Origin of the sequence: Hymenobacter sp. GOD-10R (assembly GCF_035609205.1) — a bacterium.
Lineage (GTDB): Bacteria > Bacteroidota > Bacteroidia > Cytophagales > Hymenobacteraceae > Hymenobacter.
Genome location: NZ_CP141184.1, coordinates 484448 through 499784 on the forward strand (window position 1 = coordinate 484448; position 15337 = coordinate 499784).

Annotated in this window: 14 protein-coding genes; 12 read left to right on the forward strand and 2 right to left on the reverse strand. The window is 54.7% G+C overall.

Annotated features, from left to right (window positions below; translation table 11 throughout):
• Positions 1–18: 18 nt before the first annotated feature.
• Positions 19–591, reverse strand: coding sequence for a hypothetical protein (locus SD425_RS02115; protein WP_324674926.1), 573 nt, complete (start codon positions 589–591; stop codon positions 19–21).
• A 921-nt stretch (positions 592–1512) separates the two neighbouring features.
• Here SD425_RS02115 and SD425_RS02120 point away from each other — a divergent pair.
• From SD425_RS02120 to SD425_RS02170, 11 genes are all read left to right on the forward strand, one after another.
• Positions 1513–2364: a hypothetical protein gene (locus tag SD425_RS02120; RefSeq protein WP_324674928.1), complete on the forward strand. Its 852-nt coding sequence runs from the start codon at positions 1513–1515 to the stop codon at positions 2362–2364.
• A gap of 94 nt (positions 2365–2458) precedes the next feature.
• Positions 2459–3226 (forward strand): orotidine-5'-phosphate decarboxylase, encoded by a 768-nt coding sequence (gene pyrF / locus SD425_RS02125; protein ID WP_324674930.1) that lies wholly within the window; start codon positions 2459–2461, stop codon positions 3224–3226.
• Complete coding sequence (gene pyrE / locus SD425_RS02130; RefSeq protein ID WP_324674932.1) at positions 3219–3827, forward strand: orotate phosphoribosyltransferase; 609 nt, start codon at positions 3219–3221, stop codon at positions 3825–3827. The genes pyrF and pyrE overlap by 8 nt, the downstream gene beginning before the upstream one ends.
• A gap of 110 nt (positions 3828–3937) precedes the next feature.
• Entirely contained in the window at positions 3938–7000 is a 3063-nt protein-coding gene (locus SD425_RS02135; protein WP_324674934.1) for a phosphoribosylformylglycinamidine synthase subunit PurL, read from the forward strand.
• A gap of 39 nt (positions 7001–7039) precedes the next feature.
• Positions 7040–7897, forward strand: coding sequence for a phosphoribosylformylglycinamidine synthase subunit PurQ (locus tag SD425_RS02140; protein WP_324674936.1), 858 nt, complete (start codon positions 7040–7042; stop codon positions 7895–7897).
• Positions 7898–7942: 45 nt separating this feature from the next.
• Complete coding sequence (gene purC, locus SD425_RS02145; protein ID WP_324674938.1) at positions 7943–8869, forward strand: phosphoribosylaminoimidazolesuccinocarboxamide synthase; 927 nt, start codon at positions 7943–7945, stop codon at positions 8867–8869.
• Positions 8870–9025: 156 nt separating this feature from the next.
• The gene (locus tag SD425_RS02150; RefSeq protein ID WP_324674940.1) at positions 9026–9409 is read left to right on the forward strand and encodes a nuclear transport factor 2 family protein; all 384 of its coding nucleotides are present in this window, start codon (positions 9026–9028) and stop codon (positions 9407–9409) included.
• Between the two features lie 29 nt (positions 9410–9438).
• Complete coding sequence (gene purD, locus SD425_RS02155; RefSeq protein ID WP_324674942.1) at positions 9439–10719, forward strand: phosphoribosylamine--glycine ligase; 1281 nt, start codon at positions 9439–9441, stop codon at positions 10717–10719.
• Entirely contained in the window at positions 10709–11377 is a 669-nt protein-coding gene (gene purN, locus SD425_RS02160) for a phosphoribosylglycinamide formyltransferase (RefSeq protein ID WP_324674944.1), read from the forward strand. The genes purD and purN overlap by 11 nt, the downstream gene beginning before the upstream one ends.
• Before the next feature lies 1 nt (position 11378).
• Positions 11379–12884, forward strand: a complete 1506-nt coding sequence (purF, locus tag SD425_RS02165) for an amidophosphoribosyltransferase (RefSeq protein ID WP_324674946.1) — start codon at positions 11379–11381, stop codon at positions 12882–12884.
• A gap of 138 nt (positions 12885–13022) precedes the next feature.
• A complete protein-coding gene (locus tag SD425_RS02170; protein ID WP_324674948.1) occupies positions 13023–14120 on the forward strand; it encodes an AIR synthase-related protein in 1098 nt (365 codons plus the stop codon).
• Positions 14121–14191: 71 nt separating this feature from the next.
• Here the strand turns inward: SD425_RS02170 and SD425_RS02175 are convergent, their stop codons facing one another.
• On the reverse strand, positions 14192–14407 hold the full coding sequence (locus SD425_RS02175; protein WP_324674950.1) for a hypothetical protein: 216 nt from the start codon (positions 14405–14407) through the stop codon (positions 14192–14194).
• Positions 14408–14581: 174 nt separating this feature from the next.
• On the opposite strand from SD425_RS02175, the gene SD425_RS02180 reads away from it, so the two are divergent.
• Entirely contained in the window at positions 14582–15337 is a 756-nt protein-coding gene (locus SD425_RS02180; RefSeq protein ID WP_324674952.1) for a DUF4262 domain-containing protein, read from the forward strand.

Genomic DNA, 15337 nt, shown 5'->3' on the forward strand with positions numbered 1-15337 from the left:
CTGTTACAATAAATAAGATCAGTGTTCTGCTGCTGGAAGACCTACAGTGCCTTCTTCTGTCAGAGGAGCGTTGTTCATGTAAGAGCGAAAGCTAAGAGATACCTCACTCGCTAGAGAATTGGCCTGTGCTGTTACCCGGCGGGCATTGTGCGTTTTCGCATCGTTATGATCTGTGGCAAGTTGAGCAATGTACTCCTCTAAAGGTTTGGTCTCTACGACTTTGCCAGTTGTGGTCACTATCTTAAAATTACCTACTTGATAAGCATAGCCTTGTGTCGTAATACGAAAGACGAAATCGAAGTAAACTACCATCGGTTGCTCCTTCCCGCTGGCCGTTACCGGTGTGACCTTGCTCGTCCCGGTTACACGTACTTCACGTGTGCTTGCATTCGATTTAAAGTCTGTCTTAGGCAGCTTTGTAAACTTATTCTCAGTCCAATCTAGAGCCCGCAGGTATAAGGCGGCAGCTGTATTATCACTACTTACCTGTTCGGTAGATTCGATGGTTGTTCCTGAATCGCCTTGGGCATGAACCGGAGCAGCTACTGCTAGCAAACTGCCAAACAAAAATCCTAGTATTACTTTCTTCATGCGCCTGTTGATATGATGCTCGGCTCTGAGCTAAACGAAACAAAACTACTAGCTTGTACTATATTGAATATTGTCAAGTGCGTTATGCTTTTACTAATATGTAGGGGCACTCTCGCCGTAGTGTATGATGAGTGTAGATATGAATTTGAATAGGTTCATAGGAGAGTTTAACTGTTGCTTATAGAGTATATACAGAAGTTATTTTGTATTATTCCTGTATCTTCTAATTTTGAATACATAACATAAATACGATGCATAGTAGCTAGGCCACTAAGAAGTATATGAGCTAAACTACTTGGCTACAGAATGTATCCAGCATAGTTGGTTAGTAATCAATAGAATATATTCTGTAAGAGTCGCTTTTGTCAAGGAGTAGCAACAAATAGGCTGCCAAACCGGATTGATAATTCGGCAATATAAAATTAACGCATCGTGTTACGAAATTGTAAATTAGTTAGTACCTTTGTGACGTGCTTCAGCTAAACAACAATCATGCGATGAAGCGCGGGACGTTGCGAAAAGCTGTCCTGCGAGAAGACCGGAAGGTCTTTTCCTCCGTTGGCTCTTCTGTTTTTTCGGCGTTTGTTCCGTTTGCCGCTCCGGTTTCCGTAGCGGTTTTTTTATGTTCAACCGAATCATCTGCGCGAGTTCTTAGTGCTTTCAATTTTCAGTCATAACCAGTCTAACCCAACCGGTATCATGCAAGAAAACACCACCCTCGCCCAACAAACTTCGGCTGCTGCCCCTGTTGCTGTCCCGTTCTTGATCAACCGCGAGAACGTTATCTAAGCTACTGACTAGTAAAGCGCCCGGTGCAAGCCGGGCGCTTTTGCTTTTTAGAAGATTGTCATTCTATTTCTACTCACCTGGCCTTTATAAAAGAGGAAAAGGCTAGGATCAGAAACCCAAACTACTCACGCTATGCAACTGGGAACACGCATTCTACAGAACCCCATCTGCTTGGCAGCCGCGTCGTGGCAGCTCGATGGGACGGGGTATGAGCAACTCGGCGCCATCTTCACGCGCACCGTTACCATGGAGCCTAAGCCAGGGCTCTATGAAGAAGGTATTTGGCAAGTAGCCGACCAGACGCTGCTGAACGCCACCAACATGCGCACTGAAAGCGCAGAGATATTGGTAAACGAGTACTTGCCGAATCTGTGCCGGTACGGTGTACCGGTGTTGGTGAGCATCACGGCGCCCGGCATTCCTGGTTTTCGCAAGATTGCGCGTTTTCTGAAGCGCGAAGCCGGTGACCAGATTGCTGGGGTAGAAGTGTATATCACCACCCACGATACAAGCAAAGGCTTCGACCTGAACGCTAAGTTTGTGCGAGAAGCCACGCAGGCCGTGCGTAACGAGCTAGGCCGCGACGCTGCGGTAGTCGTGAAGCTACCCCCATGGCCAGAGCATATCCGCAGCCTGGCAATCGGTGCGCAGGAGGGCGGCGCTTCGGCACTAGCCGCTACCAATACGCTGAAAGCCCTACACCTACCTGATGATGCTACGGATGATCTGCTGGTAGGAGGCTTGTCGGGCGAGGCGCTGCGACCCGTGGCACTGCGTTGTGTGTACGAGCTAGCCCACGATGAACGCGTGACGCTTCCCATTTTTGGGACGGGCGGTATCTTTACGGCGGGTCATGTGACCGATTACCTGCGTGTCGGTGCTAATGCGGTACAAATTGCCAGCGGCGAGTGGTTAGACCCCGGTTTATCGGCTCGCCTGGCCTCGGAGTGCGCCCACTTGACGCCTAACGCAATGAAGTTATAAGTCAAGAAATAAGGCGTTCGCGCCGCCTGAGTAACTCTATTAACTTTCGTTTGACGACACGCAAAACCTAGGTTTTGCTTACCACCCAAGTTCTATGGAAAAACTCATTCAACGCGTTCAACAAGCCGACTCTTTGCTATGTGTGGGCTTGGACCCCATCGGCGCGGATGACCAGGTGCTTGCTCGCCTGCACGAAGTAATCGACCAGACCGCTCCTTACGCGGCGGCTTTCAAGCCTAACCTAGCTTTTTTTCTGTCGCGACCCGATGGCGTGAACCTACTGCGCATCGTGGTAGATCGGGTGCCGAACGGCATTCCCGTGATTCTGGACGGTAAGTTCGGCGACATCTCTAACACCGCCGAGCACTATGCCCGCTTCGCCTACGAAGTAGTGGGGGCTGATGCCGTAACCGTGAATCCTTACATGGGCGATGACGCCATTGTACCGTTTGCCCAGCCGGGTAAGATGGTGTTTGTCTTGGCAAAGACTTCTAACAAGCCTACACACTCCTTGCAAGATGTGGCCCTGACGCGCGGTGGCTACCTCAGCGACCTAGCTGCCGGTGTAGTGAAGGAATTGGACGAGCAGCATCACAATATTGGTCTAGTAGTAGGCGCTACCAACCCCGAGGCGTTGGCCCGTGTGCGCCAAGCTTGCCCTGATCAGTGGTTCCTGGTGCCTGGTATTGGCGCCCAAGGTGGCGACCTAGCCTCGACGCTCAAAGCCGGGCTGCGCCCGGATGGGTCAGGTCTTCTTATTAATTCATCACGGGCCATTTGGCAGGCGGTTGATGCCGGTGCCGCCGCTCGTGAACTACAGCAACAAATCAACTCGTATCGTCCCTCCGTTGTCAATGCCTAATTCTCAAATCGAAGCAAATTCTTTGGAAAGCCAGCTGGTGCAGGAAGATGCCCTGTTGCGCGGGCATTTTCGCCTTTCCTCCGGTCTGCACTCCGATACCTATGTGCAATGCGCCCGCTTCCTGCGTCGTCCCGACCTAGCTGCTCCAGCGGCGGCCACATTGGCTGAGCAGATTCGCGAAGCTGGTTTGCAGCCGGATACCGTTGTCGGCCCCGCCATGGGTGGCGTCGTGATTGGCTACGAGCTAGCTCGGCAGCTCGGCGTGCCCGGCATTTTCACCGAACGCGACGATACGGGGCAGATGACTCTGCGTCGGGGCTTCACGGTGCAGCCGGGCGAGCGAATTATTATTGCCGAAGACGTGGTGACTACGGGCAAGAGTACCAACGAGGTAGCTCGACTGTTGACCAGCCTCGGGGCAGAAATTTTGGCCGTCGCAAGTTTAATTGACCGCACGGGTGGGAAAGCTGAGTTAAGTTTTCCGAACTTTGCACTGCTGCCGGTAACGGCGGCCACCTACGCACCCGATGATTGCCCGCTGTGTCGGGCAGGTATTCCGGTGGTGAAACCCGGCAGTCGGCCGGAGAAAGCGTTTTCTTAAACCTACCTAGCTTGCCGGCTGGGCAAGGCATTCCTGGTCTGTTCCCTGCACCGTATATACAAGGAGTGGGAAAACGAATTGGGAAATAGCAAACCTTACATCTTTTCCTTTTGGAAAACATACTTCGTTCTATTCAGCTGCTGCTCAAGCCCGGCGTTCACGACGGCGAAGGCCAGCGAGTAGCTGAGGCGGCCCGCCGCCATTTGGGTCTGCGCACCGGCCGGGTGCAAAGCACGGCCGTGTACTCAGTGCGCTACCCCGTTACGGACCAGCAACTGCGTGATTTCGCGACGCATTGCCTCCAAGATCCAGTGCTCCACGACGTAGCGCTGGATGAACTACGACACGAACCCACGTTCAAGAGTTACATCCTGGTAGCCAAGCTGCCCGGTGTAACCGACGACGAAGGCATATCGGCGCAGAACGCCCTAGGCGACTTCCTCAACCAGCCGCTCGACACGCATACGCAGCATATCTTTAGTAAGCGACTGTACTTTCTGGAGCAGGACCTGCCGGAGAGTAGTCTGCGCCGCTTGGCTGAGGAGCTGCTAGGTAACAAGCTCATTAACCGATTCGAAGTCGGCCCCATTTCCCAGATCCGCGACTACACGCCGCGCCCGGGTGGTGGGGCCGAGTCTATTACGAACCTGGTATCCTTGACCGGCCTCTCCGATGAGCAGCTTGTGCAGCTCTCGAAAGACAACCTGTACGCGCTGAACCTAGAGGAAATGCAGGCGGTGCGCGCCTACTATGCTAGCCCCGAAACGCAGCAGGAGCGCCAAGCCGCTAGCCTGCCCACCGACCCAACCGATTGCGAGTTGGAAATCGTGGCGCAGACGTGGTCAGAGCACTGCAAGCACAAGGAGTTCAGCGCCGTTATCAAGTATAAGGACCTAGGTACGGGCGAGGAGAAGGAAATCGACTCCTTATTCAAAACCTACATCAAGAATGCCACCGCCGAAGTCGACCGCCAACTGCGGGCCAACGGCAACGATTGGTTGATCAAGGTGTTCAGCGACAACGCGGGTGCCGTGCGCATCAACCCCGAGTCGTTATTCGTGTGGAAGGTCGAGACGCACAACTCGCCGTCGGCTATCGACCCGTACGGCGGAGCTATTACCGGCATCCTAGGAAACAATCGCGACCCGCTGGCTACCGGCATTGGCGGCGCGCAACTCCTCTTTAATACGAACGTGCTGTGCTTCGGCAACCCGGAGTTCAACGGCACGCTGCTCACGAACCAGTTGCACCCGCGCCGCATCTTCGAAGGTGTGCGCAAGGGCATTGAAGACGGCGGCAACAAATCAGGTGTGCCGACGGTAAACGGCGCCATCATTTTCGATGACCGCTACGCCGGCAAGCCGCTAGTATACTGCGGCACCGGCGCCGTGATGCCGATGCAACTGGCCGGACTAGACTCTTGGGAGAAAAAGATTGATGCTGAGGACCGTATCATCATGGCTGGTGGCCGGGTGGGTAAAGACGGTATCCACGGCGCTACCTTTTCGAGTATTGAGCTAGACGAAACGTCACCGGCTACGGCTGTGCAGATCGGCTCGCCGATTACGCAGAAGCTAGCTATGGATTTCCTGATGATCGCCACACGCCGTGGCCTCATCAAGTGCAGCACCGACAATGGCGCAGGCGGCTTGTCGTCCAGTATTGGCGAGCTAGCTACCATCAGCGGCGGCGCCGTGGTGGAGCTGGAGAAAGTACCGTTGAAATATCCAGGGCTGCGGCCGTGGGAAATCTTCGTTTCGGAATCGCAAGAACGTTTCTCGCTGGCTGTAGAGCCTAGCAAGCTCGATGAGCTGATGGCCCTAGGTCGCGAGATGGAAGTGGAGTTGACCGACATCGGTTACTTCACTGCCGATGGCTTCCTCGATGTGCGCTTCGACGGTGCACCCGTGGCACACCTGAATATGGAGTTCCTGCATGACGGCGTGCCGCGCAAAATCCTTGAAGCCGAGTGGCAAGCGCCACAAGCCCAAGAGCCTCAACTTGCTGCTGACCTCGACTACACCGACGTGCTAACGCGCCTGCTCGGCAGCCTAAATATCTGCTCGCGTGAGTCAGTGATTCGGCAGTACGACCACGAGGTGAAAGGCCGTACTATCATCAAGCCTTTGATGGGTGCGACTGGCCAAGCGCCGCAAGATGCCGCCGTGGTGCGCTTCAACTTCGAAAGCTGGGAAGGCGTGGCCGTGAGCAACGGCATCCTGCCCCGCTTCGGCGACCTAGATGCGTATCATATGTCGGCCGGCACTTTTGATGAAGCCGTGCGGCAGATCATTTCGGTGGGAGGGAAGCTGCCCAACCTAGCTCCCGGCGACAACATCTTCTGGTCGGTGAACGACAACTTCTGTGTTCCCGATTCAGTCTATGACCCCACCAGCAACCCCGATGGTAAGCAGAAGCTAGCTAAGCTGGTACGTATGTGCGAGGCCCTGCGCGACGCCACCGCGGCGTACTGCATCCCGCTCACCAGCGGCAAGGACAGCATGAAGAACGACTTCAAAGCGGACGGCGTGAAAATATCGGTGCCCCCGACGGTGCTATATTCCATGACCGCCAAGATTGAAGACGTGCGCCACACCATCACCTCCGACTTCAAGCAAGCCGACGACGTGGTGTACCTGCTGGGCGAGACCTATGACGAGCTAGGTGGCTCGGAGTTCTACCAGCTGTTCGGCGAGCTAGGTGCCAACGTGCCCCAGGTTCGTTTCGAGCAAGCCAAAGAACTCTACACGCTCATGGGCCAGGCTAATGATCAAGGCCTCATCCAATCGTGCCACGACCTAAGCGACGGCGGTCTAGCTGTGGCGCTAGCTGAAGCGACGTTTGGCTACGGCTTCGGCGCTGAGGTGGAGCTGAAAGGCGAGCTGAGCCTAGCGGCGCAACTGTTCTCGGAGTCGCACTCGCGCTTCGTGGCTACGGTGGCGCCGGAAGATGTAGTGGCCTTCGAGCAACATTTTGGCGCTCGGGTTACTCGCCTCGGTGTGGTAACGGCGGACGGCCAGTTGACGGTGCGGCACGCGGGGCAGACGGTTATCTCAGCCACTACTGCTGACCTGCGGGACAAGTGGTCGAATGGCCCGGTGAATCAAGTGATTGGCTTAGGGCATGATGCTCTGCGCAACGTGAACGAAAGCTCAACCGGAGGTCTGGGTTAAAACGCATAAACGGCGCTCAAGCTTAGCGCTTCGAAAAATATGGTTCAAGCACTCATTTTAACAGGTTTCGGCATCAACTGCGAAGAGGAATTCGCGGCGGCCTACCGCTTGGCGGGTGCTGAGGCGACGATCGTGCACCTGAACCAGGTGCTGCTCGGGCATGTCAGCATCCACGATTACGACATCCTGAACTTCCCCGGCGGCTTTAGCTTCGGCGACGACCTAGGTTCAGGCGTGGTGCTTGCCAACAAGCTGCGCTACCGCCAAACGCCTAGCGGCCGCACGCTGCTTGATGATATCAAGGAGTTCATCGCCAATGGCAAATTCGTGATGGGCATTTGCAACGGCTTCCAAGTGCTGGTGAAGCTAGGTCTGCTCCCAAATCTGAGCGGTAACGTGACGCCCGAAGTGACGCTCACGCACAACGCCTCGGGTCGCTACGAAGACCGTTGGGTGCGCCTGAAGGTAAACCCGAACTCGCGTACACCTTTCCTGAAAGGCATCGAGACGATGGAAGTGCCGGTGCGCCACGGCGAAGGTCGCTTGGTTATCTCCGGCGCCGACACCCTAGCCCAGATTCAGGACAAAGCCCTGAACTGCCTCACTTACATCGGTTTTGATGATTCGCCGACCGATGTGTACCCGCATAATCCCAACGGTGCCGACCTGAACTGCGCTGGCCTGACCGACCCAACCGGCCAGGTATTCGGGCTAATGCCGCACCCGGAGGCGTTCCTTTCCCTGTACAACCACCCCGATTGGGCTCGGCGCAAGCGTCTGAACCGCAGCATCAGCGAGGAAGGCGACGGTCTGAAGCTGTTCCGCAACATTGTGGAGCACGTGCAAGGCCAGCGCACCGAAGTTGTATCCCAAGAAATAGGTCAGTTATCCTCTTAATACCCCTGTAACCCGCTGGCCCAACCCCGACTGACTACCGCCCACATGAACACCCTCAACCAGTTCGACACCCCTCAGCTTCAACTCCTGCACCGCGGCAAAGTTCGCGATTCGTTCCGCGCCCCCAACGGCGAGCGTATCATCGTCGTAACCGACCGTCTGTCGGCTTTCGATTCGGTGCTGGAAACGCCGATAGCGCACAAAGGTGCCGTGCTCAATGGTTTAGCTAACTTCTGGTTTGAGAAAACCAAGGACATCATCCCCAACCACGTAATTGAGCTAGTGGATGCCAACGCCATGCTGGTGAAAGAGGCCGAGCCGATTCGGGTGGAAATGGTGGTGCGGGCGTACCTCACCGGCTCGATGTGGCGCGGCTACCAAGCCGGTCAGCGCACCTTCTCCGGCGTGACGGTGCCCGACGGCATGACCAAGCACCAGCCCTTCCCCGAGTTCATCCTGACGCCTACTACCAAAGAGGAATCGGACCGCGAAATCACGCCTGAAAACCTGGTAAGCGAAGGCTGGGTAAGCCAGGAGCTGTACGACCAAATGGCTGTGAAGGCCCTAGCCCTCTTCAAAGTTGGCTCGAACCTGCTGAAGGAGAAAGGCATCATCCTGGTCGATACCAAGTATGAGTTTGGCTTGCTCAATGGCGAGCTGATCCTGATTGACGAAATTCATACTCCCGATTCGTCGCGCTTCTGGTCGGCCGAAGACTACGCCAAGAACCCCGAGACCGCCGAGCAGATGGACAAGGAGTACGTGCGGCAGTGGCTGATTGCCAACAAGCAAGACGGCAAATACCCCCGCGCCCTCACGCCGGAAGTTTCGGCCGAAGCTAGCCGCCGCTACCTCGACATCTACGAGCGCATCGTGGGCAGCCCGCTCCCGACCGGCTCCGAGCAGACAACTGACGTAACTGCTCGCCTCGTGGGCAATCTGGTGCGTGCTGGCTTGATGACGCCGAACTAGCCATGAACCTGAACTCGTCAGTAATCACGCCGGTTGGTATGCCGAGCCTAATGGTAGTTCGCCCGAACAACTATCGACAGAGATTGCTGGCATCAAAGCGAAGTTATGTGCTGCGAATGCTGAGTTTAAGGTGTTGTAAATAGCCTAGGTACGCCAATGGAGACATCTAATCCACAACAACTTGTTGAAACTTATATCGAGGCCTACAACCGCTTCGATGTAGATGGGATGGTGCGCCATCTACACGACGATGTGGTGTTCAAGAATGTTTCTAACGGTGAAGTAACCCTAGCTACGAAGGGGAAAGAAGCCTTCCAGCAACAGGCTGAGCAAGCCAAACAATATTTCTCTCATCGGGAGCAGCACGTTACTAACTGGCAGAAAGCTGACAGCCAAATAGAAGTGCTGATTGACTACATCGGAGTAGCAGCCACTGAGTTTCCTAACGGTTTAAAACCTGGTGATACTCTACGCCTGCAAGGCAAATCTATTTTCCAGTTCGCCGACGGTAAGATCGTTTCCATCGAAGACATTAGTTAAGACACGTCGCACGCTCAAGCATTATTCTCTTGACCACCCCCAAAAATATCGTTCTCCTCGGCTCTGGTGCCCGCGAACACGCCTTAGCTTGCAAGCTGACGCGCGACGGCGGTACCGTGCACGTGATACCCGGCAACGCCGGCATTCCCGGCAGCAACCCTAGCATCAGCGCCACCGACTTCCCGGCCATCCAGCAATTCTGTGAAGCCAATGACGTAAAGCTGATTGTAGTAGGGCCGGAAGCTCCTTTAGCAGCTGGCGTTGTGGATTTCTTTGCCGGGACGGACATTAAAGTGTTTGGTCCTGACAAGCGCGGCGCGGTGCTGGAAAGCTCCAAAATCTGGTCGAAAGAATTTATGCGCCGCCACGGCGTAGCTACAGCACAAGCTTGGCAGTACCGCAGCGACCAAATAGAGGAGGCACGAACTAAAGCTGCCGAGCTAGGTGGACACGTGGTTGTGAAATACGATGGCCTAGCTGCCGGCAAAGGCGTGTACGTGTGCTCGTCGGTAGAGGAAGCAGAAGAGGCCTTGCGCGATTTACAAGCCCAGCACACCGGCTGGTTTTCATTTTTGCTCGAAGAAAAGCTAAGTGGCCCCGAAATCAGCATTATCGGCATCACCGATGGTGTTGCGATTCGGTTGTTGGCGACTTCACAAGATCACAAGCAGCTGTTAGCTGGCGACCAAGGTCCGAATACAGGTGGCATGGGCGCTTACTGTCCTGTGCCGTTTGCCAATGATAACGTGCTAGCTGCCATTCGCACCAATATTGTTGATCCTACGCTTCGTGGTCTTCAGAATGAGCCTTTTGATTTTAAGGGTTTCATTTATTTCGGCATCATGCTCACCCCGAATGGGCCGAAGCTGCTAGAATACAATGTGCGCCTCGGTGACCCTGAGGCAGAAGTATTGTTGCCTGCCATGGCCAGCAGTCTGTTAGAGCTAATTGAAGCGACTTTGGAAGGTACCTTGAATCAAACGGTGGTGCGCCAAAAACCTGGCTACTTCGTGGGAGTCGTGCTGGCTTCTGGTGGTTATCCGGCTTCTGGCTTCCCCACTGGCTTTCCCATCAAAGGGCTCAACGAGCTGCACCCTAGCACACTAGTCTACCATGGTGCCACGCGGCAACAAGATGGCCAGTTGGTGACCAATGGGGGACGCGTGCTGGTGCTGGCGTCTCACGGAAATGATTTGGAGGCCGCCATCCAGCGCGTGTACGATGAGTGCGCCTTGGTTTCCTTCCAGGACATGTACTACCGTACCGATATCGGTCGACGGCCCACATCTAGCTTAACCAATGCCTACTAACGCCCCTACAGATCGTAAGCAGCGGCTCGCCATTCTGCTGTCAGGAAGGGGCTCCAATATGGTGGCCTTAGTGAAAGCTGTACAAAATGGTGTGCTACGCGAACTTGCGGAGGTAGCCGTGGTGTTCAGCAACCATCCGGAGGCGCCGGGTCTGGCTACAGCAGCAGACCTAGGTTGCCCAACGGCTAGCTTGTCGTCGCAAGGAAGAAAGCGAGTGGCATTTGATGCGGATGTGGTCGAATTGTTGCGGGGATATCAGCCTGATTATCTGATACTCGCTGGTTATATGCGTATCTTGTCACCTGTCTTTATCCGCGCGTTTGCCGGGCGTATCCTCAACATCCACCCGGCCGATACGCACCAGCACCAAGGTTTGCACGCCTACGAATGGGCTTTTGAGAACCAATTGCCCGAAACCAAAATTACCGTTCATCTCGTGGACGAAGGCCTCGACACCGGTCCAGTGCTGGCTCAGCGTTCCGTCGATTTGCGCGGCGCAAATACATTGGCAGAGGTAGAACGCCGCGGTCTAGCCGTGGAACACGAACTGTATGCCGAAACTCTGGCCCGTCTGATTACCGGGCAGCTTCCTTCTCAAACAACTCCCGGCCCCCAGGTATCTGTAGCGGAAAACTGGCAACCGGCAACTGATAACTGATATGTGCGGAATTGTTGGTTTCTACGGTCCTGATGACGTCGTTCATGATATCGTGTTCGGCCTCACGGCCTTGCAGCACCGCGGGCAGGATGCCGCCGGCATCGCCACGTTCAACGGCAACTTTCACCTGCACAAGGGCAATGGACTCGTCAACGACGTGTTCAAGCCCAAGCACGTGAAGAAACTAAAGGGCAACATCGGCATCGGGCACGTGCGCTATACCACGCAGGGCTCCAACGACGCCGACCTAGCTCAGCCGTTCACCACCAGCTACCCGTTTGGGCTGGCAATGGTGCACAACGGCAACGTCATCAACTTCCGAGATGCGGCTAAGCGCCTGCACGAGAAGTACCACGTGTTGCCTAAAACGAGCAATGACTTGGAGCTCATCATGTACACCTTCGCCTCGGAGCTGCGCATCAAAGACCTCGACCACCTCTCTGTTGTCGACATCTTCGATGCCGTTGAGACGACGCAAGAACTGGTGAAAGGTGCTTACGCGACCATCACCATGATTGCAGGCCACGGTTTGCTTGCCTTCAATGACCCCAATGGTATTCGTCCGCTGGTGCTCGGGCGTCGTGATACCCCTGATGGGCCGATCTACGCCTTTGCTTCTGAGTCCACTTGCTTCGACTACCTAGGGTTTGAGTTCATCAAAAACGTGGGACCGGGACAGGCAGTGTTCATCGACAAGAACTTCCAGGTTCACTACAAGAACCCGTACAATTTGCCAAAGGCGTTTTGCGTATTTGAGCATATCTACTTTGCCCGCGAAGACTCTACCATTCACGGGCGCTTAGTGGCTCGTGAGCGGGTACGGCTGGGTAAGATGCTAGGCCGTAAAGTATTGGAAGCGGGGCTAGAGCCAGATATGGTGATTGACGTGCCATCTTCCGGCTACTTTGCTGCCTCTGGGCTTGCTGAAGCTATTGGCGTTCCGTATCGCCGCGCGATGGTGAAGAACAACCATATGGGTCGTTCGTTTATCGTGAGCAGCCAAGCTGGGCGCGAAGACATCGTGAAGAAAAAGCTCAACCCCATTCGGGCGTTTGTGGAAGGTAAGAAGATAGCTGTGGTCGACGACAGCATCGTGCGCGGCACTACTTCCCGGCGCATTGTGCGAATTCTGCGTGAAGCTGGTGCGAAGGAAGTTTACTTTATTTCTTCCGCTCCGCCCATTGTGAGTCCCTGCATCTACGGCATCGATATGGCCATGAGCACGGATCTGATTGCCGCTAACCACACAGATGAGGAGATCTGCCAGTTCATTGGCGCTGACCGAGTTATCTACCAAACTTTGGAAGACTTGCAAGAGTTGTTCAGTGAGGAGCGCGGCCATGGCGGCAGTTGCTTCGCCTGCTTCTCCGGTAAGTATCCGACCGGTGATGTGAGCCGCTACCTGCGTCACATTCAAGAAGAGCGCGAAAGCCACCGCAGCAAGAAAGACCGCGAAGAGGCGAAGACGTCTGTTAGCGCCAAAGCACCTGCTGCAACGGAACACTAATTTTAAACCAACCTAGCTGTCATGCTGAGCTAGCTGAAGCATCTCTACCGCCAAAATAGCTTCTGACGTTAGTCCGACGAAGCGGTAGAGATGCTTCGGCTAGTTCAGCATGACATTCTTTTATTAACCTAGCACTGCATGTCCTCTTCTGAAAAACCCGCCGGCTACGACATCGACCTCGGCAACGAATGCTCCCGCAATGCTTACGCCTGGTCGAAGAAAACCTTCGCCAATCGTGCTGGTAAGCCTGGCGAGCCAGCCCAGGATCTTGACGGCGGCTTCTCGAACGAAATTCGCTTTGGCAACGCCCGCCTCGGCATCAGTTCCGATGGCATTGGCACCAAGATCGAAGTGGCCGAGCGCGTGGGTAAGTACGACACCCTAGGGTACGACTTAGTGGCCATGACCGCCGACGACCTCATCGTGGGAGGCTTCGTGCCAACTAATATCTCTAACATCATCGACGTGAACACGCTCGATTACAGCGTAATCGACGAGCTGATGCGCGGCCTGCACGATGCCTGCAACTTCTCTGAAATTGCCATTACGGGCGGCGAAATTGCGGAGCTAGGTAATCGGATCGGCGGCTGGGCAGGTGCACGCATGAACTTCAACTGGTGCTCGACGGCTATCGGTAGTCTGCATCCTAGCTTGGAAAAGCCGCTCAGTGGTGCGGCCGTGCAAGCCGGCCAAGTGGTCGTAGCCCTCCGCTCACCCTCGTTCCGCTCTAATGGCTTTTCGCTGGCGCGTCGCACTTTGCAAAACTTGTTTGGTGATGCTTGGCACCAAGCTAGCTACGATGGCTCCGACGCCGCCGAAATGGGCCACACCTGGGGCGAAGCGTTGCTGGCGCCGTCGCTCATCTATTCGCCCGGCGTAACGAGCGTACTCAACGCTGGTTTGCCGCTGTATGCCGCTGCGCACATTACCGGCGGAGGCATCGCTGACAACTTCAAGCGCGTGTTGAAAAATGGCGTTGGAGCTGAGCTAAATAACTTGTTCGAACCACTTCCTGCCATGCAGCGCCTGACGGAGCTAGCCGGCATCACACCCGCCGACGCTTACCTCTACTGGAACATGGGCAACGGCATGCTGCTCGTGACCGACGAAGCAGCAGCTGAAGGTGTCGTTGCGCAGCTCCGCGGTAAAGGCTACCAAGCACAAGTAGCTGGTCGCATCACAGCCGAGTCAGGCATTCGGCTGAAGGTAGAAGCAGGTGATTTGAGCTACGAGTAAGCACCAAGAGCTCTAGAACAAAAGCGTCTGTCATCCTTCGGGGCGACAGACGCTTTTGTTTTAGAGCTAGGTTAAGCCTGTACCGGCTCGATGTCGAAGCCGGCTTGCGACACGGCTTTCATCACTAATTCCGGAATGACGTTTTCGCCTTCGACGGTCAGGATTTTGGTGGGGTTGTTTGTGTCAACGTTCCATTTTTCGACGCTGGCTTCGGCATCGAGGAAAGGCGTTACAGCGCGCAAGCAATTAGCGCAGTTGATGCTAGTTTTGAATTTTAGGGTAGACATGACAAGTAAGTAGTTAAAGCGCTGAATAACCTAGGAACCTAGGTGCAGCGGGAAGTTGCGGGTATAACAGCAGATTCAATACAAATGTATTAGCAACAGCCAAGAGAAGCGGTACAGACTTTGGCTGGTGGAGTGCAGAGTTTTGGGTTACTTCGTGTAGAACCTACCAAACCTATGTCACACGAGGAACCCACTCTACGGCCGGAAGACAGAATTAAGAGCGATGTAGATAAGTATGGCTGGCACATTGCGTTGTTTGAAGCGGATACCGCTACGCCTGCTTTCGCTTATACCATTGGCCTGTGGAAGAACTTTCAGCATCCGGAGGTTATCACGTTTGGGCTTCCACTACCTGCTATGCATGCGCTTCTGAGTGGGGCCGCAGAACTAGTTAAGGGCAACCAGCCCCTGGCACTTGCTACGGATAATTTCGATTTCTTAGATGGCTTGCCGGTGCAGTTTCGTCGTGTGGAAGAGGAGAATCTTGGCGATTACCTTGGGTATGCACGTTGGTACTACAACTTCGAGCAATTCCCAGCTATTCAGCTGCTTTGGCCCGACGAGCAGAGCAAGTATCCTTGGGATGCTGAGCATGATGAGCGCTACAAGTTCTCGCAGCCATTATTAGAGCATAAGCTTGACTTTAAGTTCTTTGAGGAGCGGAATACTGCCGTTTTTGTTGCGCAGCAAGTCTTCAAAGAGAATAAACCTATTCTCCGGGTACGCCATGATGAGGAAGACGGTGCTTGGCAATTTCTAACCGATGCGCCGGCCACCACCGATACCATTATGCTTGTAGCCTTGGAGCAAGTCGTAAAGCACGATCCCACAATCAACGCCTTATTCGACTTGCCCACGGGGCAGTCCGCCTTCCGAGAGTTTGTTGGCGGCGATTGGAAAAGGGTGGAGGTTACAAAAAGGGAAGGATAG

Bases quoted from the DNA above. Each gene is read 5' to 3' on its own strand.
- SD425_RS02115 (WP_324674926.1), bottom strand. From the start codon at position 591: ATGAAGAAAGTAATACTAGGATTTTTGTTTGGCAGTTTGCTAGCAGTA.
- SD425_RS02120 (WP_324674928.1), top strand. From the start codon at position 1,513: ATGCAACTGGGAACACGCATTCTACAGAACCCCATCTGCTTGGCAGCC.
- pyrF (WP_324674930.1), top strand. From the start codon at position 2,459: ATGGAAAAACTCATTCAACGCGTTCAACAAGCCGACTCTTTGCTATGT.
- pyrE (WP_324674932.1), top strand. From the start codon at position 3,219: ATGCCTAATTCTCAAATCGAAGCAAATTCTTTGGAAAGCCAGCTGGTG.
- SD425_RS02140 (WP_324674936.1), top strand. From the start codon at position 7,040: ATGGTTCAAGCACTCATTTTAACAGGTTTCGGCATCAACTGCGAAGAG.
- purC (WP_324674938.1), top strand. From the start codon at position 7,943: ATGAACACCCTCAACCAGTTCGACACCCCTCAGCTTCAACTCCTGCAC.
- SD425_RS02150 (WP_324674940.1), top strand. From the start codon at position 9,026: ATGGAGACATCTAATCCACAACAACTTGTTGAAACTTATATCGAGGCC.
- purN (WP_324674944.1), top strand. From the start codon at position 10,709: ATGCCTACTAACGCCCCTACAGATCGTAAGCAGCGGCTCGCCATTCTG.
- purF (WP_324674946.1), top strand. From the start codon at position 11,379: ATGTGCGGAATTGTTGGTTTCTACGGTCCTGATGACGTCGTTCATGAT.
- SD425_RS02170 (WP_324674948.1), top strand. From the start codon at position 13,023: ATGTCCTCTTCTGAAAAACCCGCCGGCTACGACATCGACCTCGGCAAC.
- SD425_RS02175 (WP_324674950.1), bottom strand. From the start codon at position 14,407: ATGTCTACCCTAAAATTCAAAACTAGCATCAACTGCGCTAATTGCTTG.
- SD425_RS02180 (WP_324674952.1), top strand. From the start codon at position 14,582: ATGTCACACGAGGAACCCACTCTACGGCCGGAAGACAGAATTAAGAGC.